Annotated in this window: 19 protein-coding genes and 1 other RNA gene; 11 read left to right on the top strand and 9 right to left on the bottom strand. The window is 55.2% G+C overall.

Annotated elements, in window-relative coordinates; all coding sequences use genetic code 11:
* Nucleotides 1-81 precede the first annotated feature (81 nt).
* On the bottom strand, nucleotides 82-651 hold the full coding sequence (gene grpE / locus HBO05_RS26430) for a nucleotide exchange factor GrpE (protein ID WP_169955089.1): 570 nt from the start codon (nucleotides 649-651) through the stop codon (nucleotides 82-84).
* A 232-nt stretch (nucleotides 652-883) separates the two neighbouring features.
* Between grpE and recN the strand changes: the two genes are divergently transcribed.
* Entirely contained in the window at nucleotides 884-2,557 is a 1,674-nt protein-coding gene (gene recN / locus HBO05_RS26425) for a DNA repair protein RecN (RefSeq protein ID WP_170058514.1), read from the top strand.
* An 85-nt stretch (nucleotides 2,558-2,642) separates the two neighbouring features.
* On the opposite strand, the gene fur is transcribed toward recN, so the two are convergent.
* Nucleotides 2,643-3,047, bottom strand: coding sequence for a ferric iron uptake transcriptional regulator (gene fur, locus HBO05_RS26420; protein ID WP_038448157.1), 405 nt, complete (start codon nucleotides 3,045-3,047; stop codon nucleotides 2,643-2,645).
* Nucleotides 3,048-3,145: 98 nt separating this feature from the next.
* Here fur and HBO05_RS26415 point away from each other — a divergent pair, with 98 nt between their 5' ends.
* On the top strand, nucleotides 3,146-3,673 hold the full coding sequence (locus HBO05_RS26415) for an outer membrane protein assembly factor BamE (protein ID WP_169955091.1): 528 nt from the start codon (nucleotides 3,146-3,148) through the stop codon (nucleotides 3,671-3,673).
* 61 nt (nucleotides 3,674-3,734) lie between these two features.
* On the opposite strand, the gene HBO05_RS26410 is transcribed toward HBO05_RS26415, so the two are convergent.
* Nucleotides 3,735-4,049, bottom strand: a complete 315-nt coding sequence (locus HBO05_RS26410; protein WP_172314658.1) for an RnfH family protein — start codon at nucleotides 4,047-4,049, stop codon at nucleotides 3,735-3,737.
* Complete coding sequence (locus HBO05_RS26405) at nucleotides 4,042-4,476, bottom strand: type II toxin-antitoxin system RatA family toxin (protein ID WP_032862891.1); 435 nt, start codon at nucleotides 4,474-4,476, stop codon at nucleotides 4,042-4,044. Before HBO05_RS26405 ends, HBO05_RS26410 begins: the two co-directional genes overlap by 8 nt.
* Before the next feature lie 168 nt (nucleotides 4,477-4,644).
* Between HBO05_RS26405 and smpB the strand changes: the two genes are divergently transcribed.
* Complete coding sequence (gene smpB, locus HBO05_RS26400) at nucleotides 4,645-5,127, top strand: SsrA-binding protein SmpB (protein WP_029299012.1); 483 nt, start codon at nucleotides 4,645-4,647, stop codon at nucleotides 5,125-5,127.
* Nucleotides 5,128-5,193: 66 nt separating this feature from the next.
* On the opposite strand, the gene HBO05_RS26395 is transcribed toward smpB, so the two are convergent.
* Nucleotides 5,194-5,961, bottom strand: coding sequence for an FCD domain-containing protein (locus tag HBO05_RS26395; RefSeq protein WP_070994380.1), 768 nt, complete (start codon nucleotides 5,959-5,961; stop codon nucleotides 5,194-5,196).
* Between the two features lie 260 nt (nucleotides 5,962-6,221).
* Here HBO05_RS26395 and HBO05_RS26390 point away from each other — a divergent pair, with 260 nt between their 5' ends.
* The 5 genes from HBO05_RS26390 (at nucleotide 6,222) to HBO05_RS26370 (ending at nucleotide 13,202) form a co-directional block, all read left to right on the top strand.
* Nucleotides 6,222-7,916 (top strand): lactate permease LctP family transporter, encoded by a 1,695-nt coding sequence (locus tag HBO05_RS26390; RefSeq protein ID WP_169995173.1) that lies wholly within the window; start codon nucleotides 6,222-6,224, stop codon nucleotides 7,914-7,916.
* A gap of 126 nt (nucleotides 7,917-8,042) precedes the next feature.
* Nucleotides 8,043-10,877 carry an FAD-binding and (Fe-S)-binding domain-containing protein gene (locus HBO05_RS26385; RefSeq protein WP_172314656.1) on the top strand — a complete coding sequence of 945 codons (2,835 nt, stop codon included), beginning with the start codon at nucleotides 8,043-8,045 and terminating at the stop codon, nucleotides 10,875-10,877.
* Between the two features lie 101 nt (nucleotides 10,878-10,978).
* On the top strand, nucleotides 10,979-11,263 hold the full coding sequence (locus HBO05_RS26380) for a hypothetical protein (RefSeq protein WP_172314654.1): 285 nt from the start codon (nucleotides 10,979-10,981) through the stop codon (nucleotides 11,261-11,263).
* Between the two features lie 102 nt (nucleotides 11,264-11,365).
* Nucleotides 11,366-11,759, top strand: a transfer-messenger RNA (tmRNA) gene (ssrA, locus tag HBO05_RS26375).
* A gap of 186 nt (nucleotides 11,760-11,945) precedes the next feature.
* The gene (locus tag HBO05_RS26370) at nucleotides 11,946-13,202 is read left to right on the top strand and encodes an integrase domain-containing protein (protein ID WP_172314652.1); all 1,257 of its coding nucleotides are present in this window, start codon (nucleotides 11,946-11,948) and stop codon (nucleotides 13,200-13,202) included.
* Between the two features lie 166 nt (nucleotides 13,203-13,368).
* Here HBO05_RS26370 and HBO05_RS26365 read toward each other — a convergent pair whose 3' ends face one another.
* Genes HBO05_RS26365 through HBO05_RS26350 form a run of 4 tightly spaced genes read right to left on the bottom strand, consistent with a single transcriptional unit; the run spans nucleotide 13,369 to nucleotide 16,345 of the window.
* A complete protein-coding gene (locus HBO05_RS26365) occupies nucleotides 13,369-13,638 on the bottom strand; it encodes a hypothetical protein (RefSeq protein ID WP_172314650.1) in 270 nt (89 codons plus the stop codon).
* On the bottom strand, nucleotides 13,635-14,615 hold the full coding sequence (locus HBO05_RS26360) for an integrase domain-containing protein (RefSeq protein WP_172314648.1): 981 nt from the start codon (nucleotides 14,613-14,615) through the stop codon (nucleotides 13,635-13,637). Before HBO05_RS26360 ends, HBO05_RS26365 begins: the two co-directional genes overlap by 4 nt.
* Nucleotides 14,599-14,952, bottom strand: a complete 354-nt coding sequence (locus tag HBO05_RS26355) for a hypothetical protein (protein WP_150689290.1) — start codon at nucleotides 14,950-14,952, stop codon at nucleotides 14,599-14,601. Before HBO05_RS26355 ends, HBO05_RS26360 begins: the two co-directional genes overlap by 17 nt.
* The gene (locus HBO05_RS26350) at nucleotides 14,939-16,345 is read right to left on the bottom strand and encodes a YfjI family protein (protein WP_172314646.1); all 1,407 of its coding nucleotides are present in this window, start codon (nucleotides 16,343-16,345) and stop codon (nucleotides 14,939-14,941) included. Before HBO05_RS26350 ends, HBO05_RS26355 begins: the two co-directional genes overlap by 14 nt.
* 1,704 nt (nucleotides 16,346-18,049) lie before the next feature.
* On the opposite strand from HBO05_RS26350, the gene HBO05_RS26340 reads away from it, so the two are divergent.
* From HBO05_RS26340 to HBO05_RS26330, 3 genes are all read left to right on the top strand, one after another.
* Entirely contained in the window at nucleotides 18,050-20,773 is a 2,724-nt protein-coding gene (locus HBO05_RS26340) for an N-6 DNA methylase (RefSeq protein WP_172314642.1), read from the top strand.
* Between the two features lie 3 nt (nucleotides 20,774-20,776).
* Nucleotides 20,777-21,655, top strand: a complete 879-nt coding sequence (locus HBO05_RS26335; protein ID WP_172314640.1) for a hypothetical protein — start codon at nucleotides 20,777-20,779, stop codon at nucleotides 21,653-21,655.
* Between the two features lie 458 nt (nucleotides 21,656-22,113).
* A complete protein-coding gene (locus HBO05_RS26330) occupies nucleotides 22,114-24,480 on the top strand; it encodes a DEAD/DEAH box helicase family protein (protein WP_172314638.1) in 2,367 nt (788 codons plus the stop codon).
* Nucleotides 24,481-24,565: the final 85 nt, after the last annotated feature.

Genomic DNA, 24,565 nt, shown 5'->3' with positions numbered 1-24,565 from the left:
GATTTGGTTGCCGCAGCAGTGGTGGCTAACTGCGGTAGCACTTAAACGCTTGACTTATAAATGGGGTCGTTACGAACGATTTCAAGCCTGCTCGTCAATCGATGGCGAAACCGGTGCGGGAGCCTTGCTCACCACCACCATCGCCGGACGCAACAGGCGACCGTTGAGCTGGTAGCCCTTCTGGAACACCTTCAACACGCTATTGGGCTCAAGGTCAGCATTTTCCTGCATGGCCATGGCCTGGTGATGCTCCGCGTTGAACGGCTCGCCGCCTTGTGGATCGATGGCTTCCAACTGATAACGCTTCAGGGTGTCCTGGAACATTTTCAGGGTCAGTTCGATCCCTTCGCGCATGGCTCGGATGTTTTCGTCGTCCGGGCTGGACAGCTCCAAGCCGCGCTCCAGGCTGTCGATGATCGGCAACAGATCACCGGCAAACTTTTCCAGCGCGAACTTGTGGGCTTTCTCTACATCCTGCTCGGCGCGGCGGCGGACGTTCTGCAGATCGGCAGCAACACGCAAAGCCTGATCCTGAGCGCCTGCCAGCTGCTCTTCGAGCACCTGCACACGAGCCACCAGGTCTTCACCCGCTGCCTGCGAGGCCTGGTTGGCGTCTGGGTTTTGCGTATCCAGCGTCTGTTCGTCAGCCATAGTTTTCTCCTTTCAAAATCCTGCGCGAACTCAACTCGCGCTTCTGTTCCGGTATATGGGGCCACAATTTCCAGGTTCAAGGGCCGACATGTCCTGACCGACACTTTCCCGCACATTCCACATCGCGCTAAAAAACATCGCCATCCAAGCAAATTGAGCTAAGCCGCAGGATTGTCAGCGCCAAACAAAACACTGTATAAATAACCAGACCTAAAGCCTGGGAGCAGCCATTATGCTGGTTCACCTGTCCGTACATAACTACGCCATCGTTGAGCATCTGGATCTTGAACTGGATCGCGGGATGAGCGTAATCACAGGCGAAACCGGCGCCGGCAAGTCGATCATGCTCGACGCCCTGGGCCTGACCCTGGGCGATCGCGCCGACAGTGGCGTGGTTCGCCCGGGTGCAGACAAGGCCGATATCCTGGCGACCTTTGATCTGGCAGATATCCCGGAAGCCAGCGCCTGGCTCGCCGAACGTGACCTGGACAACGACGGCCCATGCATCCTGCGCCGCGTGATCACCGCCGAAGGCCGCTCCCGAGGCTACATCAATGGCACGCCCTGCCCCCTTGGCGACCTGAAAGCCCTCGGCGAGTTGTTGATCGACATCCACAGCCAGCACGAACATCAATCCCTGCTGAAAACCGACACCCACCGCCGCCTGCTGGATGAGTACGCCGGCGCCACCGACCTGGCTCGCCAAGTGCAGTTGGCTGCGCAGCGCTGGCGCCAGACCCGCCTGGAACTGGAGCGCCTGTCCAATTCCGGCGACGAACAACGCGCCCGCCACCAACTCCTCAGCTATCAACTGGAAGAGCTGGAAAGCCTGGGCCTGGGCGAAACCGAACTGGAACAGTTGGAGCAGGAACACAAGAACCTGACCAATGCCGAAACCCTGCTGGGCATCTGCCGCCAGGTTGTCGAGCAATGCAGCGAAAGTGACTCCGGCAATGTGCTGAACGCACTGACGGCAAGCCTTAACCGCCTGTCGAGCGTAAACAGCGGCTCCGGCTCACTAAATGAAGCCACCACACTGCTGACCAGTGCGCAGATCCAGGTAGAAGAGGCGGTTGGCGAGTTGAACCGCTTCCTTGACCACTTCGATGCCGACCCGGCTCGCCTGCAAGAGATCGAAGAACGCCTCGACACTATTTATACCTTGGCGCGCAAACACCGGATCCAACCAACAGAAGTCGCAGCCATGCAGCAAAAACTGCTGGATGAGATCGAAACCCTGAACGCCAACGATGAATCCATTGAGCGCCTGGGTGATGAACTGGCCTCTTTCGCCCGCCACTACCAGGAAAAAGCGCGGGAGCTGAGCGACCTGCGACACCAGGCCGCAACTGCACTGGCCTGCGCGGTGGAACAGGAAATCCAGCGTTTGGGCATGCCCGGCGGGCGCTTCACCATCGAGCTACACGCCAATAGCGGCAATGAACTGCAGCCCAACGGCCTTGAGCAAGTCGAACTGCTGGTCAGCGCCAACCCGGGCCAACCCCTCAAGGCACTGGCCAAGGTGGCGTCTGGTGGCGAGTTGTCACGGATCAGCCTGGCGATCCAAGTCATCACTGCCCAGACCTCTCGCGTACCGACCCTAGTCTTCGACGAAGTGGACGTGGGGATCGGCGGGCCAACCGCAGAAATTGTCGGCCAACTGCTGCGTCGCCTCGGTGAGCGCGGGCAGGTATTGACCGTTACCCACTTGCCCCAGGTGGCAGCCCAGGGGCATCAGCATCTGTTTGTGCATAAGGTGCGGGGCAGTGATGCCACACACACCGCGGTGTCCAAGTTGAACAAGACCGAACGCGTGGAAGAAGTCGCGCGCATGCTCGGCGGCATCGATCTGACCAAGGAGTCCCTGGCCCATGCGAAGAAAATGGTGGTGACGGCGAAGGTCTGATCGCGAGTTTTCCCTCGCTAGAAAGCACGAAGGCGACCCTAAGGTCGCCTTCGATCGTTTCGCAGAGCGAATCTGCGTAGCTTTCTTACTTTTTCTTACGTATGTACAGGACCAGATTATGGTCCACCAAATCGAATCCGTGCTGCTCAGCGATCTCATGCTGGAGCTTCTCGATTGCAGGACTGGTGAACTCGATTACCTCATTGGTATCCAGGTCAACCATATGGTCGTGATGACCACCGTCAGCCAGTTCAAACACTGCATGACCGCCGTCGAAATTATGACGAACCACCAGCCCTGCGGCTTCAAACTGGGTCAGTACACGGTAAACCGTGGCCAGGCCGACGTCCTCGTTAGACTCCATCAGTGCCTTGTAGACATCCTCGGCACTCATGTGGCGCTGCTCGGCGGAATCGAGCATTTGTAGAATCTTGACTCGTGGCAGAGTCACTTTAAGACCGGCTTTGCGTAGTTCGCTATTTTCAACCATGGTTAGCTTTCTCGCGGATGCTGCTTCGCAGCTTCTCTTAATACGGGTATGATCGGCGTTTACGTTGTCCCAGCCAAGATAGTGGAAGTCGCCCACCGATGCAAAACACCAAGCTCTTGCTAACCAGTTTCACCCTTGTGGGACTGCTCGCACTCGCCGGTTGTTCATTCCCCGGGGTTTACAAAATCGACATCCAGCAGGGCAATGTCGTCACGCAGGACATGATAGACCAGTTACGCCCGGGAATGACCCGACGGCAAGTACGGTTTATCATGGGCAATCCCCTGCTGACCGACACATTCCATGCCGATCGCTGGGATTATCTCTATAGCCTGCAGCCTGGAGGCGGGGAACGCCAACAGGAGCGCGTCAGTGTCATCTTTAATGGCAATGACCAACTCGTCAGCCTTTCCGGTGACTTCATGCCTGGCGTAAGCCGCGATGAAGCCCTGCTGGGCAAGGACAGCGGGACCAGCGTCACTGCGCCAGCGCAGAATGCTGAAAAGCCCAAGTCCGAGGTGCCGGCCAAGCCTGGCTCCTTGCTGGATACCATCCAGAAAGATATCGACAGCGTCGAAACCGTACCGGTGCCAACGCCAGAGCCTCTGGATACAGGCCCGCAATAATTTGCATCGCTCAACAAAAAGCCCGGCATGCCGGGCTTTTTGTTGCCTGCTGTTTCGCAGGTTATGGATTTTGCCGCCGAGCTTCGGCTGCTTTAGCCGCTCGCAAGCGCCTTACCTCTTTGGGATCCGCCAGCAAAGGGCGATAAATCTCGATGCGATCGCCGAGCTGCACGCTACGCGTTTCAGCATCCGCCACAACCTTGCCGAAAATTCCCAAGGGGCAACTGGCAACATCCAGTTCAGGAAACTGCGCCGCAATACCTGAAGCCAGCACCGCCGCCCGCAGGCTCGTCCCCGGCGCAACCGCCAGATTCAACAACAATTGGCGATCCACTGCCGCGCAGACCACCTCAATCTCAATCATGGACTCAGCCATGCAATTGCTTGGCCCGCTGGCAAAACGCATCCACCAGGGTGTTCGCCGCCTGATTGAACAGCGGCCCCAAGGTCGCCCGCACAATGGAGCCTGCGTAATCAAACGTCAGGTCCAGGCTGATCTTGCACGCCTTCTCCCCCAATGGCTTGAATACCCAGACACCATGCAGTTGAGTGAACGGCCCCTCTTCCAGATTCATCTCGATGGATCGACCAGGCACCAGGACATTGCTCGTCACAAACTTCTGACCAAGCCCGCCCTTGGACACCTCCAGACTCGCACGCATATGCTCATCGCTGCTCTCCAATACCGTGGATGAGGAGCACCAGGGCAGGAAATCCGGGTAGCTCGCCACGTCGTTGACCAGGTCATAGAGCGCTTGCGCCGGATAAGGCAGCAGGGCCGAGCGTTGAATATGCGTCGTCATGGGAACGTTATTTCCGAAGCTGAGCGGCAAACATCGCGAAAAGACTGCCCGATTCGCGAGAGAAAAAAACCAGAAACCTGGCGGTATTGTCCGGGATTCGTCCAACACGCTCAAGCACGCAGGTTGACCGTAGCCGACACGCTCGCAACTCCCTATAATGCCGCCCCTATGGCTAAACAAAAGAAACACCCAACAGGGACCATCGCGCAGAACAAAAAGGCGCGACACGATTACTTCATCGAACATCGGTTCGAGGCTGGTCTGGTCCTGGCCGGCTGGGAAGTAAAAAGTCTGCGCGCCAGCAAGTTGCAGCTGGTCGACAGTTACGTGCTGCTCAAGGATGGCGAGGCCTGGCTGCTCGGCAGTCATATCACGCCGTTGATGACCGCCAGCACCCACGTCATTGCCGACCCAGTGCGTACGCGCAAGCTACTGCTCAATGCGCGCGAACTGGAAAAGCTCGCCGCTGCCGTACAACAGAAGGGCTACGCCTGCGTCTGCCTGTCGTGGTACTGGAGCAAGCACCTGGTCAAGTGCGAGATCGCACTGGGCAAGGGCAAGAAGGAATACGACAAGCGTGATACCGAGCGCGAGCGCGACTCCAACCGGGAATTGCAGCGCGCCGTACGCAACAAGGGCAAGGAAGACTGATCTTCCCCGGCCCTTGATGCAAGCCCGTGTGGCCAGGGAGCCTGCTCCCTGCGCCGCAACTGCCGATCACATCCCCTTGCGCCGCTCCGCCCGCGCCATGCGCTGCACTTCCTGACGCACTTCTTCCAACACTTCCTGCACGTACAGCAGGTGACGTGTTGAAACTTCCCGCGCCTGTTCCGCCCGCCCTTCGATAATCGCCAAGTACAAGTCGCGATGCTGATTGATCAGCATGTCGCGGGTTTCGCTGCGTTGCTGGTACATGCCACCGATATTGGTCACCACGTTACGCTTGAGCAGATCAAACAAACCGCGAATGGTGTGCAGCAATACCGCATTGTGGCTCGCTTCGGCGATAGCCAAGTGAAACCTGGCATCGGCCGCGCCCTCTTCAATACGGCTCACCTCATCGTCACGCGTGTAGCAATCCTGCAAGGCATCAAAGGCTGCCGTCAGCCGCTCGCGGTCCACTTCCGTGGCGCGCAACGCCGCGTAATAGGCGCAAGACGCCTCGAGCGTCTGACGAAACTCCAACAGATCACGCTGGGCTTCGGGGTTGTTTTCCAGCAGATGCAGCAATGGGTCGCTGAAGGTTGAACCCAGCGTCTCCACCACATAGTTGCCGCCGCCCTGACGACTGACCAGCAACCCCTTGGCCGCCAGCTTCTGGATCGCCTCGCGCAACGACGGCCGCGACACACCAAACTGTTCAGCCAGTGCGCGCTCGGCTGGCAATCGCTCGCCCGACTTCAACGTGCCCTCAAGGATCATGCCCTCAAGCTGCTCGACAATATCGTCGGACAAACGGCGCTGACGCACCTGATCAAACGCCATAACTGACTCTCCACGATCCCGGCCACTCGCCGGGCCCTCTATTCTGGCCTATTGCCGCGCTGTCGGCACCTATCAGAGCCCCTTTGATTACACCGATCAGACCCCGCGCCCGCCGACATGCGACCAAAGTTTCTCAGGCGGCAAATTGACACATCACCCCGAAGGCTCTTAACCTAGCCATCAGCGATTGTAAATTGGTCTTACCAATTACCCAAATCAGCTGAGCATGCATGACCAACAACAATTAGGGGCCACCCCATATGCAAACCTGGCAACAGCTTTACAGCCCACTCGGCAGCCTTGGCCTGTCCGCACTGGCCGCCGTTATTCCCATCGTATTTTTCTTCCTGGCCCTGGCGGTGTTTCGCCTCAAAGGCCATGTTGCGGGGAGCATCACCCTGGCGTTGTCGATCCTGGTGGCGATCTTCGCTTTCCAGATGCCGGTCGACATGGCATTCGCCGCTGCCGGCTACGGCTTTGCCTACGGCCTGTGGCCAATCGCCTGGATCATCGTCGCCGCAGTGTTCCTCTACAAACTGACGGTAAAGAGCGGCCAGTTCGAAGTGATCCGCAGCTCCGTGCTGTCGATTACCGATGACCAGCGCCTGCAAGTGCTGCTGATCGGCTTCTGCTTCGGTGCATTCCTCGAAGGCGCCGCCGGTTTCGGCGCACCCGTGGCGATTACTGCCGCACTGCTGGTAGGACTGGGCTTCAACCCACTGTACGCCGCCGGCCTGTGCCTGATTGCCAACACCGCGCCAGTGGCGTTCGGCGCCCTGGGGATCCCGATCATCGTGGCTGGCCAGGTCACCGGCATCGACGCCTTCAAGATCGGCGCCATGACCGGCCGCCAACTGCCACTGCTGTCGCTGTTCGTACCGTTCTGGCTGGTGTTCATGATGGACGGTGTGCGCGGCGTCAAGGAAACCTGGCCTGCGGCACTGGTGGCCGGCTTGAGCTTTGCCATTACCCAGTACTTCACCTCCAACTTTATCGGCCCGGAACTGCCGGACATCACCTCGGCCCTGGCCAGCCTGATTTCCCTGACCCTGTTCCTGAAAGTCTGGCAGCCCAAGCGCACTGCGGGCGCACAGATTGCTGGCGCCACCTCCAGCGTTTCGGTTACCGGCAGCGTCGGCGGTTTCGGCCAGCCGCGCACTTCCGTGGCATCGCCTTACAGCCTGATGGAAATTTTCAAGGCCTGGTCGCCGTTCCTGATCCTGACCGTGCTGGTGACCATCTGGACCCTCAAGCCGTTCAAGGCGATGTTCGCCGCCGGCGGCTCGATGTACAGCTGGGTGTTCAACTTTGCGATTCCGCACCTGGACCAGATGGTGATCAAGGTTGCGCCGATCGTCACCAACCCGACCGCCATCCCAGCAGTGTTCAAGCTGGATCCGATTTCCGCCACCGGCACGGCGATTTTCTTCTCCGCACTGATCTCCATGCTGGTGCTGAAGATCAATTTCAAAACTGGTCTGACCACTTTGAAAGAGACCTTCTACGAGCTGCGCTGGCCGATCCTGTCCATCGGCATGGTGTTGGCGTTCGCGTTCGTGACCAACTACTCCGGCATGTCTTCGACCATGGCCCTGGTACTGGCCGGCACCGGTGCGGCATTCCCGTTCTTCTCGCCGTTCCTTGGCTGGCTGGGCGTGTTCCTCACCGGTTCCGACACCTCGTCCAACGCCCTGTTCAGCTCCCTGCAAGCCACCACCGCCCACCAGATCGGCGTCAACGACACCCTGCTAGTAGCGGCGAATACCAGTGGCGGCGTGACCGGCAAGATGATTTCCCCGCAATCGATCGCCGTGGCCTGCGCCGCGACCGGCCTTGTGGGCAAGGAATCCGACCTGTTCCGCTTCACCCTCAAGCACAGTCTGTTTTTCGCCACGATTGTCGGCCTGATTACTTACGCCCAGGCGTACTGGTTCACCGGCATGCTGGTGCATTAAGACCACAGGCAATACCGTAAGAACCGACGCCGCAGCCGCCTTGCGGCGTCAGCTATTCACAACCCAGTCTGCTGGACCGTGGCGTCCAGGCTCCCCAGACTGGGTGCTGCTGATCCTGGAGGACCCATGAGTCTGCCCATCGCGTTCCTTGATGCTGTCGCACGACTGATCCCGAAAGATCGGCGCTTCGACGATCCTCTTTCCACCCTGGCTTTCGGCACCGACGCCAGTTTTTACCGACTGATCCCACAGCTGGTGATCCGCGTCGAATCGGAAGATGAGGTGGTCGAACTCCTGCAACTGGCGCAACGCGACCGCGTGCCAGTGACCTTTCGTGCAGCCGGCACCAGCCTCTCCGGCCAGGCCATCAGCGATTCGGTGCTGATCGTACTCGGCGATAACTGGAACGGCCGCGAGATTCGGGGCCAAGGTACGCAAATCCGCCTTCAACCGGGAGTGATCGGGGCCCAGGCCAACGCCTGGCTTGCGCCGTTCGGGCGTAAGATCGGCCCGGATCCGGCGTCGATCAATGCCTGCAAGATCGGCGGAATTGTCGCCAACAATGCCAGCGGCATGTGCTGCGGCACTGCCCAGAACACCTACCACACCCTGGCCGGGATTCGCCTGGTGCTGGCCGACGGCAGCCGTCTCGACACCGAGGATGCCGCCAGCGTCGCGGCCTTCCGCGAGCAACACAGCCAGTTGCTTGAGCGCCTGGCCACCCTGGGCCGCGAGACCCGGGCCAATTCTGAATTGGCGGCGAAAATCCGCCATAAATACCGTCTGAAAAATACCACCGGCCTGTCACTCAATGCCCTGGTGGATTTCGACGAGCCGCTGGATATCCTCAGCCATTTGCTGGTGGGCTCCGAAGGCACCCTAGGCTTTATCAGCGCAGTGACCTACGACACGGTGATCGATCACCCCAACAAGGCATCGGCCCTGATCGTGTTCCCCGATGTAGAAACTTGCTGCAACGCCGTGACCGTGCTGAAAACCCAGCCCGTGTCGGCGGTCGAGTTGCTGGACCGACGCAGCATGCGCTCGGTGCAAGACAAACCCGGCATGCCCGCTTTCGTACAACAGCTATCGGAAGGTGCCTGCGCGCTCTTGATCGAATCCCGCGCAGCCTCATCCACATTGCTGCATGAGCAACTGGCGCTGATCATGGCCTCGCTGGCCGACTTCCCGGTCGAGAAGCAAGTCGACTTCACCGAAGACCCGCTGGAAAACGCACGCCTGTGGGCAATCCGCAAGGACACCTTCCCTGCCGTCGGCGCCGTACGCAAGACGGGCACCACGGTGATCATCGAAGACGTGACCTTCCCGGTAGAGCAACTGGCCATTGGCGTGAATCGCTTGATCGAGTTGTTCGACAAGCATCACTACGATGAAGCCATCCTTTTCGGACACGCCCTGGAAGGCAATCTGCACTTTGTGTTCACCCAAGGCTTCAACAGCGCGGAAGAAGTCACACGCTACCAGGCGTTCATGGATGACGTGGCGCAACTGGTGGCCGTGGAGTTCGGCGGTTCGCTGAAAGCCGAGCACGGCACCGGGCGCAATATGGCGCCCTTCGTCGAACTGGAATGGGGTAGCGATGCCTATCAATTGATGTGGCAACTCAAGCGCCTGCTCGACCCCAACGGCATTCTCAACCCGGACGTGGTGCTCAGCGAAGACCCGCAAATCCACCTCAAAAACCTCAAGCCCCTGCCGGCCGCCGATGAGATTGTGGATAAGTGCATCGAGTGCGGTTTCTGCGAGCCGGTATGCCCCTCCAAGGGCCTGACCCTGAGCCCGCGCCAGCGCATTGTGATCTGGCGCGATATCCAGGCACGCAAACGCGCGGGCATCGACACCACCGAACTGGAAGCGGCGTATCACTATCAAGGCATCGACACGTGTGCCGCCACCGGCTTGTGCGCCCAGCGCTGCCCGGTAGGCATCAATACCGGCGACCTGGTGAAAAAACTGCGCAGCCGTGAAGCAGGCAGTACGAAAACCGCCGAGTGGCTGGCCAGCCATTTCTCCACCGCGCTGCAAGGTGCACGCTTCACCCTGCATGTGGCCAACGGCGCACGCATGCTGCTCGGCGCACCCCGCCTGGCGAAACTCTCAGCCTCCGTGACTAAGCTGTCCAAGGGACAAATCCCGCAGTGGACCAGCGCCATGCCACAGCCGGAAAAAGCCATCCGCTTCAGCCCCGCCGTCAACGATGAACGCCCACGGGTGGTCTACCTCGCAGCCTGTGTATCGCGGGCAATGGGCCCGGCAGCCGGCGACAAAGAGCAAATGTCGCTGTACGACAAAACCCGCGGCCTGCTGGAAAAAGCCGGCTACCAGGTAGTCATTCCGGACAATCCCGACAGCCTATGCTGCGGCCAGCCCTTTGCCTCCAAAGGCTACGCCGAACAGGCCGAGCACAAGCGCCAGGAACTGATCGGCGCCCTGCTCCACGCCAGCCGTGGCGGCCTCGACCCGATCTACTGCGACACCAGCCCCTGCACCCTGCGCCTGGTCCAAGACCTGGGGCAAACACGCCTGGACCTCTACGACCCGGTCCGTTTTATCCGCACCCACCTGATGGACCGCCTGGACTTCACACCCCAGGACGCGCCGATTGCCGTGCATGTCACCTGCAGCACCCAGCACCTGGGCGAAAGCCAGGCCCTGATCGACCTCGCCCGGCGTTGCAGCAACAACGTGGTAATCCCCGAAGGCATCCACTGCTGCGGGTTCGCCGGCGATAAAGGCTTCACCACGCCGGAACTCAATGCCCACTCCTTGCGCTCCCTAAAAGACGCGGTGCAGTACTGCAGCGAAGGCATCTCCACCAGCCGCACCTGTGAGATCGGTCTGACCCAGCACGGTGGGATTGATTACCACGGCCTGGTCTACCTGGTCGACCGGGTGACCCAGGCCCGCGCAATAAAAACGAACCCCTGCGCACTGGCGTAGTCACTTGCTTAAGCCCCGGGCAACCGGGGCCGACCCATGACCTCGCCGGCTGCCCGCACGTACCGCGCAGCATCGAGACCTCTTTGCACAAGGAGATACCCATGAAGCGTTCCGTACTGGCTGGTGTATTCGTTACCGCTGCGATGCTGGCCTCACCCGTGTTTGCCGCAGGTAACGAGGCAGATCTGTGCCAGATCAACCTGGATAAAATCAACAACAGCAAGGCCTTGCTCGCCACTGACAGCACAGGCAAAAGCGGCGAGATCGACACTGCCGTCTCCCAAGCCAAGGCTGCCCACACGGCCGGTGATGAGAAGAAGTGTATCGAGATCACCTCCAAGGCCCTGCAAGACCTGCAGAACCTGGACAAAGGCGGCAACCCATAACCCGCCAACCGCTCAAGGCCAACCTTTCGGGTTGGCCTTCTGTGACCGTTTGACGTACACTGCGCAGGCTTGTCGCTCACGATCACATCGAGCAACAAGCACGGGGCCGTTTAGGATTCGACGCCGGTTGCGAACCTTTAGGTGCATGCCGAGTTGGTAACAGAACTCGTAAATCCACTGTTGCAACTTTCTATAGTTGCCAATGACGAAACCTACGGGGAATACGCTCTCGCTGCGTAAGCAGCCTTAGCCCTTCCCTCCTGGTACCTTCGGGTCCAGCAATCATCAGGGGATGTCTGTAAACCCAAAGTGATTGTCATATAGAACAGAATCGCCGTGCAGTACGTTGTGGACGAAGCGGCTAAAACTTACACAACTCGCCCAAAGCACCCTGCCCTTCGGGTCGCTGAGGGTTAACTTAATAGAAACGGCTACGCATGTAGTACCGACAGCAGAGTACTGGCGGACGGGGGTTCAAATCCCCCCGGCTCCACCACTTCATCATCTAAAGACGTCCACGGACGTCTTTTTTTGTGTCTGAAATCCAGTAAATACGAGGGTTTCAGCTCTTTTGAGGGCTTTGGAGGGTTTCTGAGTTCCATGCGCTTTGGTATCCCAGGTGGTATCCCGAGTTACCAAATGCTATTTTCAGGATACCAAAACGGTGCTGGAGGTAGCCCCCATGCCTACTAACGCAACCCGCCTCTCCGATCGCCAGCTCAAGGCAGTCAAGGCAACTGGTAAAGACTTCGTCCTCAGCGACGGCGACGGCCTGCAGCTTCGAGTACGCGCCAGCGGCTCGATGATATGGAATTTCAATTACCGCGAGCCGTTGACCAGAGCCCGTCTTAACATGGCGCTCGGTCCATACCCCGACCTCTCGCTAGCCAACGCCCGGAAGAAAGCAGCAGAGGCCCGTGAGCTGCTCGCTTTGGGCATTGATCCCAAAACCCAGCGTGATGAGGTAAGGCAAGCCAAACTTGCTGAGACTGAACACACGTTCGAGAAGGTGGCCACCGCCTGGTTCGAGCTGAAGAAAGATTCCGTAACCAAAGCCTACGCCGAAGACATTTGGAGATCGCTGACGCTCCATGTGTTCCCAAGCATGAAAACAACGCCGCTCTCTCAAATCACTGCTCCGATGGTTATCAAGATCCTTCGCCCAATCGAGGCCAAAGGGAGCCTCGAAACCGTGAAACGATTGAGTCAACGACTCAACGAGATCATGACCTACGGGGTCAACTCCGGGCTGATATTTGCGAACCCCCTCAATGGAATTCGGGCGGTGTTCAAGAAACCCAAGAAAGAGAACATGGCTGCGCTGCCACCTGAGGAGCTTCCCGAGCTCATGATGGAAATCGCGAATGCCAGCATCAAGCGTACGACCCGCTGCCTGATCGAATGGCAGTTGCACACGATGACCCGCCCCGCCGAAGCAGCCACCACACGATGGGCAGATATCGACTTCGACAAGCGCATTTGGACCATTCCGCCAGAGCGCATGAAAAAGCGGCGCCCGCACACAATCCCCCTCACCGATCAGGCACTTTCGTTACTGGAAACGCTCAAGCAACTCAGTGGTAACAGAGAGTACGTGTTCCCCTCAGATAGAAACCCCCGCATCCATGCCAATAGCCAGACCGCCAACATGGCGTTGAAGCGCATGGGCTTTCAGGACCGTCTAGTCAGCCACGGCTTGCGCTCGATGGCGAGCACCATCCTGAATGAGCATGGCTGGGATCCGGAACTGATCGAGGTCGCGCTGGCGCACGTCGACAAGGACGAAGTTCGTAGCGCCTACAACAGGACTGACTACATCGAACGCCGGCGTCCGATGATGGCTTGGTGGAGTGAACATATCCAGAACGCGGCCACCGGCAGCCTGTCGGCATCGGCTATCAATCAAACCAGAGATCGCAACGTCGTACCGATTCGCTGAACATCCAAAAGGTACGCGGCACCGGCTACGATTCGTGTCGTGTAGTAGGGTGAAAGGAGTGACGACAGTTGCCAGATCTCTGGTATGCCTGCGCTTTTTCAGCCAAGCCCCTGAGTATGGGGAGGCTCCGCATTCCCATACTCAGGGGCTCACGCTTAAAGGTCTATCAGGCAACCACGGTTTTTGCCTTTCTACGGCGGATCAACCCTGCTGTTAACTCGTAGTAATAGATGGTAGCTGGAGCTGAGCATCGCAAATAGTGCTCCAGAAACCATCTCACGTGCTTCTCTTTCCAGGACCAGGGAGTCGCGCAACCCCAGCGCTCACGAATCACCTCGTGCATCCTTTCTGCTTGCCTGATGTGCCGCTGCTGCGTGGCATGTGCACCTTTGAGCACGGGGCGCAGGAACAACGCTATGTCGAACTCGGCCGTCATCGCCGGCCTCCGATGTAGGCACTCACCACATCGATGCGGTTATGTCCCAACTCGTGGCTGATCTGCTTACGGGCTCGCTGATCGAGTGCTTGATCCTCTTGACGAACACGACCACCATTAACGGGTGCAGGAAAGCCGATTAGTTGCTCATAGCGCTCACAGGCGTAAGCCGCCCGCAGCTCATGAAAGCCTTTCAATCCGTGTTCATGCAGGAGGTCCCGTGCCGGTCGCACAACTGATTGCATAAACTCTTTGTAGCTCTCGTTGGGAGCCAACAGGTTCCGACTGCCGCTGGGTGAAGCCTCCCAGGCCCTATCCAAGGCGCCACGGATTTGATCAGTGACCGCGATCCAGCGCGGTGCTGACGCGCCTGATCGACCACCTTTGGTGCCGTCTTGGATGTTGATCTTGCCCAGTTGCCCGGCCTCACGTTGCAGTCGGGGCAGGTCAGCCAAGATCGCTTCACGCAGGCGCATACCAGTCTCCCGAGCCAGATGCACAATTACGGTCACTCGTTGCTGACCTCGCTCTGACAGTGCGCGTGCGATCAACTCGATCTGAGCACGATCTTGGCCTTGCGGTGCCTCCCCGCGCACGTTTGAGCGCTGCATACCCAGCGCCTTGCTCGGACTGGGGATTTTGACGTACTGATCACCGCGCAGCGCAGCCATCGTTCGGTTCACGCTTGACAGTCGGTTCTGCGCGGTGGCGATGCCGACGCTGCCCTGGTCAACCTGCTGCCTCATATAGGCGGCGTACCGCATGAGGATCTCGCGGTCGATCTGACGCGCGTCATTGAGCCTCGGCCCTTCCTCGGATCGACACCAATTCACGAAGGCCTGCCACCGATCGCTATGGGCTTTGACGGTAGCAAAATGGCCGTCGCCAAACAGATCTTTCAGGGCTTGCGGTCCGGCATAGCTGAGCTGGCGACCGAAGCCGAAATTGCGCCCCGCTCGCTTACCGACGCGAGCCATTTTTCTGTTCCTGATCGACTGCAGCAAGCTCATGTAGAAGGGCTTGCCAGTGTGCACTCACAATAGCGAACTGGGCCCAATCAGTTGGACGGAAACAAAGCGTGTTGTTGGCGACGTAGAGTTGCGCGCCCTGCTCTTCCAACCATTGGATGATGGCTGTCGTCGAGGCAATAGTTGTGTGGGTAGTGGCGACACCGGCGACAGCGGCGACAACCCTTGTCCTGCCTGGCTTTGAACGTGGCGACAAAGTGGCGACAGTAGCGGCGACAAATCGCGCTTTCGGCTCCTTTTGGCGCTGAGCCAGATGGTTGCGTAGCGCTTCATCAATATTGAACATGGCACACCTCGAAGGTGTGGCCGTCAGTGATGAGCCACTGATGATCAATCAATTCGACCAACAGCTTGGCGGTATGACGACTGCTCTTACGGGCAAAGCGGGGACCGTTGCGATTCAATTCACGAATACTGAAACGCTTCCAATCTTTGACCTGTAGCCATCGCAGCAACCGGTCCGCCTCTTCCTTTACCCGACACACTGGCTCCTGCTCAGTCAGGCGCTGGATCTCGGTGAGGTAGTAGCCGACTAAAGCGGAGGCCCGTTGGATATGGTCGACCTCCACGACGCTGCTCTCCTCCACAACTGCAAGAATGCCGGCGACGCGCAGCAGGTTATCGGCGGCCTTTGATCCGCTAGGCCGTACGCTGGCCAGCTCGCCAAACTCCCCCAGCTGAGCTTCGATAGCATCATGCAAATCAATCCAGCGACGGCGGGCTAACGGACTCAGTGTCAGCGGTGATAGCCGCAAGGCACCGTCAGCGGAAAGTGACCAAGGCTGATGAAACAGGGCCGAAAGACGGTGGTGATATCGCTTTAGGGCGGGGTCTTTGGACAAGTCGACAGACTGGTAACTGCGTTGTCCGGCCAGGCTGGTGGGCCAGGTGATGAGGCAGCGACCGAGAATACCTTGCCCCTGCAGCAATGGGTCACTGAGTAACTGCATGGCTAGATACGGTTGCAGCATCAGGTGCAGGCTTAAGCGTCGATCGTAAGCTCGCAAGCTTTCACCCGCCATAGACCGCGCGCGATCTATCGGACTGCCGTCCCAGAGTGACGACAAGGTCGTAACCGCTTTCAAACGGTTATCTCGACTCATGGTGCTGCTGCCGAGGAATTGTCCCCCTTCATCGCAGAACAACCCCATGCTCGGCAGGTCATGGCAGAGCCCTTTGATCAGCGCTTCAATAGTTGGGTCCGTGGTAATTAGCCTCGGTGCAGAGGGCTCCGTTTCGAGCGGTACACCGTTCGCGGAGTCGGGATCGGCAGGGTTGATACGCTGCATCTGGCGCTGTGCGGCGCGGTACCGGGCAAGCTGTTCGCGGTAGCGCTGCCACTGCTCACGCTCCCATTGACGTGCTGGCAGCAATGCAGATCGGTCTGCCGCCGTTTTACGATCTCCCGAAGCTGCCACCGTGATCAGGTACAGCGAGAGGGGATAATTTCTCCCGTCGAGCTGTAAGCCGGCATGACCTTGGGTAGCCAGCGCCGAGGCAGCCAACACCGATTGTGCAGCCAATGCCTGGGGCACGCCGATGACCTCGGCCATGCGCTCCACCGCAGGCCCAAGAACCCCACCCAGTGCCTGTACAGGATAAAGCTGGGCTAGGGGATTCGACTCAATCAACGGTCGAGGTGGTTGTGGTAGTTCAAGCTTCGGATCTAACTGCTGCATGGCCCTCTCCTCGTTCATTGCTGGTTGTCCTCACGTAGTCCCGCCACGGACGTTGAGTGTTATCAGGGATCAAGGCCCCTGCAGCCTGTGAGGTGTTCACTGACGTGGAACGAACGGCTCCTTAGGACCGGGAGCAAGGGCATGACCCCATGAATCTGGCCTCCTTAGACGCATCCGAAGATACGGGCGGGTGGAGGCTGTGCCGACTGACGAGTTCGGCACCTAGAGATCCTGAGCGGGAGAAGGCAACAACATCGAAACCTGGGGCATGTCTGACTGTCAGTCAGGTGCGGCCTTTCCATAGGCTGCGGCACCGGTGCCTGTGTCGTTGCGGATGGCGACGAATCGGATTTGTCTGGCCGATTGTCACGCGGAGAGTTGCGGCAATGCCTTGTATGACGTGGCTTGCAGCAGTGGTACGAGCGCCCGTCTCTTTCCAGGAGAAAGAGACGGGCGCGATCTGGCGCAGCGAAGTGTGCCGAGAGGTGAGGTTGCTGCAGTGCAGCCAGGAAGGTCCATCGTCTGTCGCAGTGGACAGATAAGTGAAATAGGCATCCATCACTCTTGGGGAGTGACCGTGCGAGCCGCCGGATGCTAATCGCACTTTGGGAGAACCACCACGCAAGTGGCGTAGCCTTGAAGGTTCTGGCTACCTGGGCAGGTGCTGCCAACGACAGCGATCCGTGCGCCAATTTTTATACCCACTCGAAAAGGCGGTCAAGCGTCACGGCCAAAGCGTGAAAAAATGGCGACTGTCGCCACTTTTGTCGCCACGTTCCAGGCCCCGTGCTGCACGGGTTGTCGCCGCTGTCGCCGGTGTCGCCACCTCTCTAGCCATAGGCCTACGACAAGCTCGGCTCTGACTCTTAAATTGTGTTGCGCTCGATAGAGATCGTAGGCAATTACTCGGAAAAAGAAGACATGGAGCTAATCAAATTTGAAATGGGAGGAAGGAACGAGGTGGCTCCGCGAAAGAGCGAGTGAACCCTCCGATCGGCGCGATCAAAGATCGCTGGATCGGAGGGTTTGGCGGGAAAAACAAATCTCAAACGTCAAAGACCGCCTCAAGCATCAAAGCCGGTGATTGGGCGGTGGCGGCTTCACGTAGCATGCTCGGCGTCTGCTGCAACCGCAGCAGAAAACTGGCTTCGAATACTTCCCGGGAATCGCCTGGGCGATGACGCCTTCGGTTCTGCACCAGTGCCCACCATAGCGGTAGTGATGAGCCGTCAAGCCAGGTCTCAGCACAGCGAACGCCGTCGTCACTCATCGGGCCGAATTCATCATGTCCGCTGGTTTTTCTCTCACAACCTGAAAGACCAGTACAGCGCCACGCGGTATTATTACCAACCCACTGCCATGTTGAACTGGAGTCGATTTGGGAAAACCTCCAACTGGACTATCTCACGCTTGTGTCTTGAAATGGTGCCGCTCCCAGCGCGGAGGCCCGCCGCTCCCCTGACAGGGCAAACAACCTATTACCAAAAATATCGGCTCCTGTTTTAATAGAAAGGCGATCCGAAAAGTCTCTCCATACAAGCAAGCGCTTTGCAGCCCCCATAAATATTTTTGTATCATTGACGCCACAGCTCTTGAGCCAACAGGTCGCAAACGACTAAGATCACTATCAAAATATAATATTAGAAGACCTCTGCATTGAAACCAGCAAATGATTATTTAACCACTACTTCGCCGGAGACTCCAGTGCAACTAACTGAAGAAATAGAAGGCATTATAGAAAAACACCCTCTTACTCCATCAGAAATCACAGAAGAATTAAATTACAGACGCAGAGGAAAGCACTCAGTAATCGATGTAATCGAAACGGTCAAAAGAAACCAAGAGACATTCCAAGAGATAAATGGAAAAATAATATCAATATCCAACTCTAAATGGAAAGAAATAATTAGGGCGCACTGGTATTTGCTGAGCACGCTTCAAGCGAATTACAAACCCCATGAGCTCCACTTCCTTATAGCCGCCCTATTTTACTACAAAAGACTTATAGACACGCATAAAAAACATGGCGCATACAACGACTCAAAGAGTCGCATTAAATACAACAAAAATTTAAATTCAAATAGCACTCTTACAATATGGCTCGACTCCATCCAAGCCGCAAGAAATCAACAGCAAAACGACTTAGATCTCTTTAATGATTTTTCTAATCTACTCAATAAATGCCCCCCTGAGAGACTAGAAGACATCATAAACATGATACAACAAGTAGACACTTTACTTTTCAGCGCTAGTGAATTTAGCACTGCATTCGAGTATATACTTGAAACACGCACGCCTTCGGCGCATAAAAGCTACATCACAGGTACGGCGCCGCAAGTTTCTGAGCTAATGGCCAAACTGTTAAATCCTAAACTTGGAGTAGTTTACGACCCTGTGTGCGGAATAGGAAGCCTACTTGCTCATACATCTAGGATAGCTGGCGCACAACTACATATAAAAGGAAGTGAAATCCAAAACAGCAATGCTCAGATTGCTTTTATGAATCTTGAGATGCATGGCATACCGAGCTATGAGATCACTTCAGAGAACTGCTTAGATGAGATACACGATGAAAAATACTACAATTATATCGTTGGTGACCTTCCGCTAACCGGCTATTCGAACCATAGATCTCCATGGAAGGATAAGGGTTTTATTCCTTTGCTCGAGTTTGTAATTTCAAAGCTCGACCAGCAAGGCAAAGCGGTACTAACAGTTTCAGATAGCTTTTTACTTTCCCAAGGAAAAGAGCAAAATTACAGAGAATATCTTTTACATAACGATATCATAGAATGCATCATCAGCTTGCCTCCAGGCAGCTTAAAACCATATACGAACGGCAAATCATCAATAATTATTATAAACAAATCAAAGCCGTCTTTTTTGATCAACAAGATCAAATTTATAACCGCTGAAAATTTATCTCCAGCGTCGCAGCTTCCAGTTCTAGACATATCTAATATTCTTGAGCAATATCAGGAAAAAAATGCTGAATCCCGTAACTCACAGATAGTCAGCGCAGAAGAAGTAATTTCTCAAAAAAGTCTAAGCGCATCTTACTACACTGACGAATTCAAAGAAGCTGGAAAGCTGCTGAAGGATGGAAAGGCTCGAAAACTTGGTGAGCTCGTTGAAATAATTTCTGGCTTCACAACACGTGACACTCAAGCCCTAGCTCAAGACACATCATATATAAAAATTGAGAGCTTAGAAAAAGACATTCTGGACATGCACCTTTCCTCTGGAAAGTCCAACTCACGTATAATCAAAACCAAACAATCGGAAAAGTCGTTAATCAAGGAGGAGTCCCTGCTTATTGCCAGGATTGGTGACAATTTAAAACCTACGATATTTAAACCTTCCAAGACACTTCCCGAAATCATAACTCACAACGGAGTAATTGCCCTCCGCCCATTTCCAAAATCGTCTTTAGATATTGAGTACTTGTATTACCAACTTTACTCACCACTAATACAAAAACAAGTAGAGCAGAGACGCATTGGTACGGTGATGCCTTTCATTAGCAAACGGCTGCTATCAGAAATAATTATACCAATGATGCCGTTGCACTCCCAAAGAGAATTCATAGCAACACAAAAATCGAACCTAATATCTGCAGAAAAAGAGAAAGTCACCCAAAGATTACGAGCAATCGGCTTTGAAGAGGAAAACATCCAGAAAGAGAACGAACTAATAAGCACACTAGTTCACGAGTTACGCCCAAAGCTAGTCAAAATAAACTCACTATCCAACAAACTTATTCGGATCATTGAAAAACATAATATATCCATGCTTTCGCAATACGACGCAGATGAGCTGGGTATAGACGATGACATTTTGGGACTAATTGAGCAACCTGAAAATCTAGACATCGGGTTCGTATCTCAAAAAATAGCTATCAACTCTAAAGAGCTAAACGACACACTGTCACTTGTTAAAGAAATTATGACCCTAAACCTTAAACCGTCAGAATTCACAAAAACAAGGTTACTGAAATTCTTGAGCGATCATTTTAGCAAAAAGACAATTGAGCGCCCTCACAAGTACAAACTAGAAATCAAGGGTTACGACATTGAAGCCAACATACATCAAGCTTCAATACTACAAGTAATAGACCAGCTTATAGCTAACGCGGAGTGCCACGCATTCCCAGTAGCATCCAGTAAAGACAGAATAACTTTCACAATAAAGGAAGATAAAGAAAGAAAAATTGCGATTATCGAATATAGCAACAACGGCAAACCGTTTACGCTAACAAAGTCCGACTATATTCAGTTTTTCACCAAAAGCAAATCAAGTACCGGCTCTGGAATTGGCGGAAACTATATATATAGAATAATTAGAGCGCATGATGGAGACATTGAAGTAGACGAAAACAAAATCAAAGGCTTTTCAATGAAAATCGAAATACCCAACAAGGACGAATGACAAATGAACAATATCCTTCTAATCGATGACGACGAACATTTTAAAGACACATTCCAAATTGAAGCCCAGAACAACCAACTTCGATTGATATATAGAAAAAGTCTTGAAGGCTTACAGGAAGTGATGCCAAAGTATCACAACTCCATATCCGCAGTAGTTCTCGATATAAAATGTTTGATTTCTGACGACCAAGCTATTGAAAATGAAAACTTCATTGGCACCGCATTAAAATATCTGGACACAAACTTTCCAAATTTCCCTCGAATTGTGCTCACTGGGGATGATGATGCCTTCAATAACTTTAAGCGATTTGCAGAAGAGAAAAACATCTACCAAAAGACACCAGACGGACTAAGCGAAGCCATCACAAAATTAAAATTTTATTGCGACAATTCTGAACTTATAAAAATAACGATATCGCACAACGAAATATTTTCGATCATCAGAACTCACGGCTACGTTCAAAGTGCAGAATCAACTCTTATAGAAATCTTGAAGAATGAGGATGAGGCTAGCTTTCCTCGCTTTGGTGGGATATTTAGAGACATCAGATCGCTCCAGGAAACCATTTATAAAACGATCAACCTATACAATAAGCCAGTCGTTCCAGACAACCTAATAAGACCCAACGGCATGTTAGATTTCAACAAACTAATGAAACACCTTAACGGCTACCCTTCCGCCAATCATATCCCAACAAAAATAGAATACCAAAATTCAGCCATATTTAACCTAACAAACTCTCTCTACTGGGTATGTGGTAAATACATCCATGCGGACCCCGCTGAAAAGTACTATATTAGTAATTACACTTTAAAATCCTCAATTCTTAGCTTACTGGAACTCATATTCTGGTCAAAGCTTTATCTGCCCAAGAAATAAATCAACCCCAAGAGTTCGCCTTCATTAATACTATAAAGAAGGCGACCACCCCCAATGCGCGACTTATTTTTATTTGTTATGGCCTTAGCCCAATATTGCGTTTGCTTGCAAATTAAAAGTGCAACTTTGAGGCTGCTTTATCGTTGGGCAGGGTGTTACCGAGCTAAGAATTGACGACGTACGCCGACGAAAGTTAATTCAGCACCAACAATTCGCTTGTGTCCCTATTCACCCTAGCCATCTTCAGCCCGTCGCAGAGAGCGATCCAAGATAAAAGAATCCGGACGACGCGAAACATTCCCGCTGTTATGGCGTCGACTCATCTTGCTTATAGCTTCAGCCACCAAAGTCTGATCGTCCCCCGCGCCACCATCAAACAAGGTACATTTACGCCCATCGAGCACGATCAGCAGTGCCGGAATGGGGCGACCACACCGGCTTGAAAGGGAATTGAGGTTATGGACAAAAAGTCGCTTTCCGAACGGGACATCTGCAGCAAGTACATTGCCCCAGCCGTTCAGCAAGCTGGATGGGACATGCACAAGCAGGTGCGCGAGGAGGTCAGCTTTACCAAAGGCCGCATTATCGTCCGGGGCAAGCTACACAGCCGCGGCGAGGCACGCCGCGCAGACTTCATCCTCTACCACCAGGCAAACCTGCCTATCGCTGTGATCGAGGCAAAGGACAACAAGCACTCCGTTGGCTCCGGCATGCAGCAAGCCCTGGGCTATGCAGAGGCGCTGGACGTACCGTTCGTGTTTTCCAGCAATGGCGATGGGTTCCTGTTTCACGACCGCAGTGGCACAGGCAGCCAGGTAGAAACCGAACTCACCCTTGATCAATTCCCCAGCCCTGCCGAACTCTGGCATCGCTACTGCCAGTGGAAGAGGCTGGATACTACAGCCCAGCACAAGATCGAAGCCCCCTACTACGACGACGGCTCCGGGCGCATGCCGCGCTACTACCAGATGAATGCCATCAACCGCACTGTCGAAGCTGTTGCGCGGGGCCAAGACCGTATCCTGCTGGTGATGGCCACGGGCACCGGCAAAACCTACACCGCTTTCCAAATCATCTGGCGGCTGTGGAAATCGAAACAGAAGAAACGCATCCTGTTTCTGGCCGATCGCAACATCCTGGTCGACCAGACCAAGAACAACGACTTCAAGCCCTTCGGCCAGGCGATGACCAAGATCGCCAAACGTCAGATCGATACCTCCTACGAGATCTACCTGTCGCTCTATCAGGCCGTCACCGGCACCGATGAAGAGATGAACATCTACAAGCAGTTCTCCCGCGACTTCTTCGACCTGATCGTGATCGACGAATGCCACCGTGGCAGCGCCTCCGAGGATTCCGCCTGGCGTGAAATTCTCGACTATTTTTCCAGCGCTACCCATGTCGGCCTCACCGCCACACCGAAGGAAACCAAAGAAGTATCCAGCATCACTTACTTCGGTGAACCGATTTACAGCTACACCTTGAAGCAAGGCATCGAAGACGGCTTTCTCGCCCCCTACAAAGTGGTGCGCATCGACTTCGACAAAGACCTGCAAGGCTGGCGGCCCCCCAAAGGCATGCTCGATAAAAATGGCGAGCTGATCGAAGACCGCATCTACAACCTCAAGGATATGGACCGCACTCTGGTGATCGAGGCGCGCACCCAACTGGTGGCGCAGAAGGTTACCGAACTCCTCAAGGCCACGGATCCGTTTCAGAAAACCATCGTCTTCTGCGACGACATCAACCACGCCGAGCGCATGCGCCAGGCCCTGGTCAACCTTAACCCTGAGCGCGTGGCCGAGAATCGCAAATACGTCATGCGTATCACCGGCGATGATCAGGAAGGCAAGGCTGAGCTGGATAACTTCATCAACCCGGAAGAACGCTACCCGGTGATTGCCACCACCAGCAAGCTGATGACCACAGGCGTCGATGCGCAGACCTGCAAGCTGATTGTGCTCGACCAGCACATCAAATCGATGACCGAGTTCAAGCAAATCATCGGTCGCGGCACCCGCATCAACGAGGACTACGGCAAGTACTGGTTCACCATCATGGACTTCAAAAAGGCCACCGAGCTGTTTGCCGACCCAGCCTTCGATGGAGACCCAGTGGTGATCTACGCGCCAGAAGGCGATGACTCCCCCGTACCGCCGGATGACCCACTTGCCGATGAAGATGGAATAAGCGCAGGCAACGATAACGAGGGTGATGACCTGGATTTTACAGGCGAAGATGAGGGCAAAAAACGCATCAAGTATGTCATCGACAACGTCCCAATTTATGTCATCGCAGAGCGTGTGCAGTATTACGGCCCGGATGGCCGACTGATCACCGAATCGCTGCACGACTACACCCGCGCCTGTGTGCAAAAGCAATTCGTCTCGCTGGATGACTTCCTCCGGCGTTGGAGTGATGCCGAGCAAAAGAAAGTCATCATCGAGGAGATGGCCGTCCAGGGCGTGATGTGGGAAGCCTTGGCGGAGGAAGTGGAAAAGAAACAGGGCAAGCCGCTCGATCCGTTCGACCTGATCTGCCACGTCGCCTTCGATCAGCCTGCCCTATCACGCCGCGAGCGGGCCGAGCAGGTGAAAAAACGAAACTATTTCGCCAAATATTCAGGCGCAGCCCGCCAGGTGCTGGAGGCGTTGCTGGATAAATACGCCGATACCGGCATCGAGCATATCGAGGACATCAAAATCCTGCAGCTTGACCCTTTCAGCCAGTTCGGAGCACCTATCGAGCTGGTCAAAGCATTTGGCGGCAAGGCTGGCTACAACAAGGCTATCCACGAACTGGAAGACGAACTTTACGCAAGCTAAGGGCTAAGCACCGACGACATGCCAAAGCAGTCGTCCCCACTATCCGGTAGAATTTCGCCCCCCTTGCGGTACGCGTTGAGAGAAC

The sequence above is a fragment of the Pseudomonas sp. WS 5079 genome, from assembly GCF_012985465.1.
Taxonomy (GTDB): domain Bacteria; phylum Pseudomonadota; class Gammaproteobacteria; order Pseudomonadales; family Pseudomonadaceae; genus Aquipseudomonas.
The sequence above is the reverse complement of the archived record's forward strand: the minus strand, read 5'-3'. Positions and strand labels throughout refer to the sequence as shown.

Excerpts from the sequence above, each read along its gene's own strand:
- HBO05_RS26390 (WP_169995173.1), top strand. The coding sequence starts at position 6,222 with ATGCAAACCTGGCAACAGCTTTACAGCCCACTCGGCAGCCTTGGCCTG.
- HBO05_RS26365 (WP_172314650.1), bottom strand. The coding sequence starts at position 13,638 with ATGACGGCCGAGTTCGACATAGCGTTGTTCCTGCGCCCCGTGCTCAAA.
- HBO05_RS26385 (WP_172314656.1), top strand. The coding sequence starts at position 8,043 with ATGAGTCTGCCCATCGCGTTCCTTGATGCTGTCGCACGACTGATCCCG.
- HBO05_RS26330 (WP_172314638.1), top strand. The coding sequence starts at position 22,114 with ATGGACAAAAAGTCGCTTTCCGAACGGGACATCTGCAGCAAGTACATT.
- HBO05_RS26355 (WP_150689290.1), bottom strand. The coding sequence starts at position 14,952 with ATGTTCAATATTGATGAAGCGCTACGCAACCATCTGGCTCAGCGCCAA.
- HBO05_RS26335 (WP_172314640.1), top strand. The coding sequence starts at position 20,777 with ATGAACAATATCCTTCTAATCGATGACGACGAACATTTTAAAGACACA.
- recN (WP_170058514.1), top strand. The coding sequence starts at position 884 with ATGCTGGTTCACCTGTCCGTACATAACTACGCCATCGTTGAGCATCTG.
- HBO05_RS26415 (WP_169955091.1), top strand. The coding sequence starts at position 3,146 with ATGCAAAACACCAAGCTCTTGCTAACCAGTTTCACCCTTGTGGGACTG.
- smpB (WP_029299012.1), top strand. The coding sequence starts at position 4,645 with ATGGCTAAACAAAAGAAACACCCAACAGGGACCATCGCGCAGAACAAA.
- HBO05_RS26395 (WP_070994380.1), bottom strand. The coding sequence starts at position 5,961 with ATGGCGTTTGATCAGGTGCGTCAGCGCCGTTTGTCCGACGATATTGTC.
- HBO05_RS26360 (WP_172314648.1), bottom strand. The coding sequence starts at position 14,615 with ATGGCTCGCGTCGGTAAGCGAGCGGGGCGCAATTTCGGCTTCGGTCGC.
- HBO05_RS26350 (WP_172314646.1), bottom strand. The coding sequence starts at position 16,345 with ATGCAGCAGTTAGATCCGAAGCTTGAACTACCACAACCACCTCGACCG.
- grpE (WP_169955089.1), bottom strand. The coding sequence starts at position 651 with ATGGCTGACGAACAGACGCTGGATACGCAAAACCCAGACGCCAACCAG.
- fur (WP_038448157.1), bottom strand. The coding sequence starts at position 3,047 with ATGGTTGAAAATAGCGAACTACGCAAAGCCGGTCTTAAAGTGACTCTG.
- HBO05_RS26380 (WP_172314654.1), top strand. The coding sequence starts at position 10,979 with ATGAAGCGTTCCGTACTGGCTGGTGTATTCGTTACCGCTGCGATGCTG.
- HBO05_RS26410 (WP_172314658.1), bottom strand. The coding sequence starts at position 4,049 with ATGGCTGAGTCCATGATTGAGATTGAGGTGGTCTGCGCGGCAGTGGAT.
- HBO05_RS26405 (WP_032862891.1), bottom strand. The coding sequence starts at position 4,476 with ATGACGACGCATATTCAACGCTCGGCCCTGCTGCCTTATCCGGCGCAA.
- HBO05_RS26370 (WP_172314652.1), top strand. The coding sequence starts at position 11,946 with ATGCCTACTAACGCAACCCGCCTCTCCGATCGCCAGCTCAAGGCAGTC.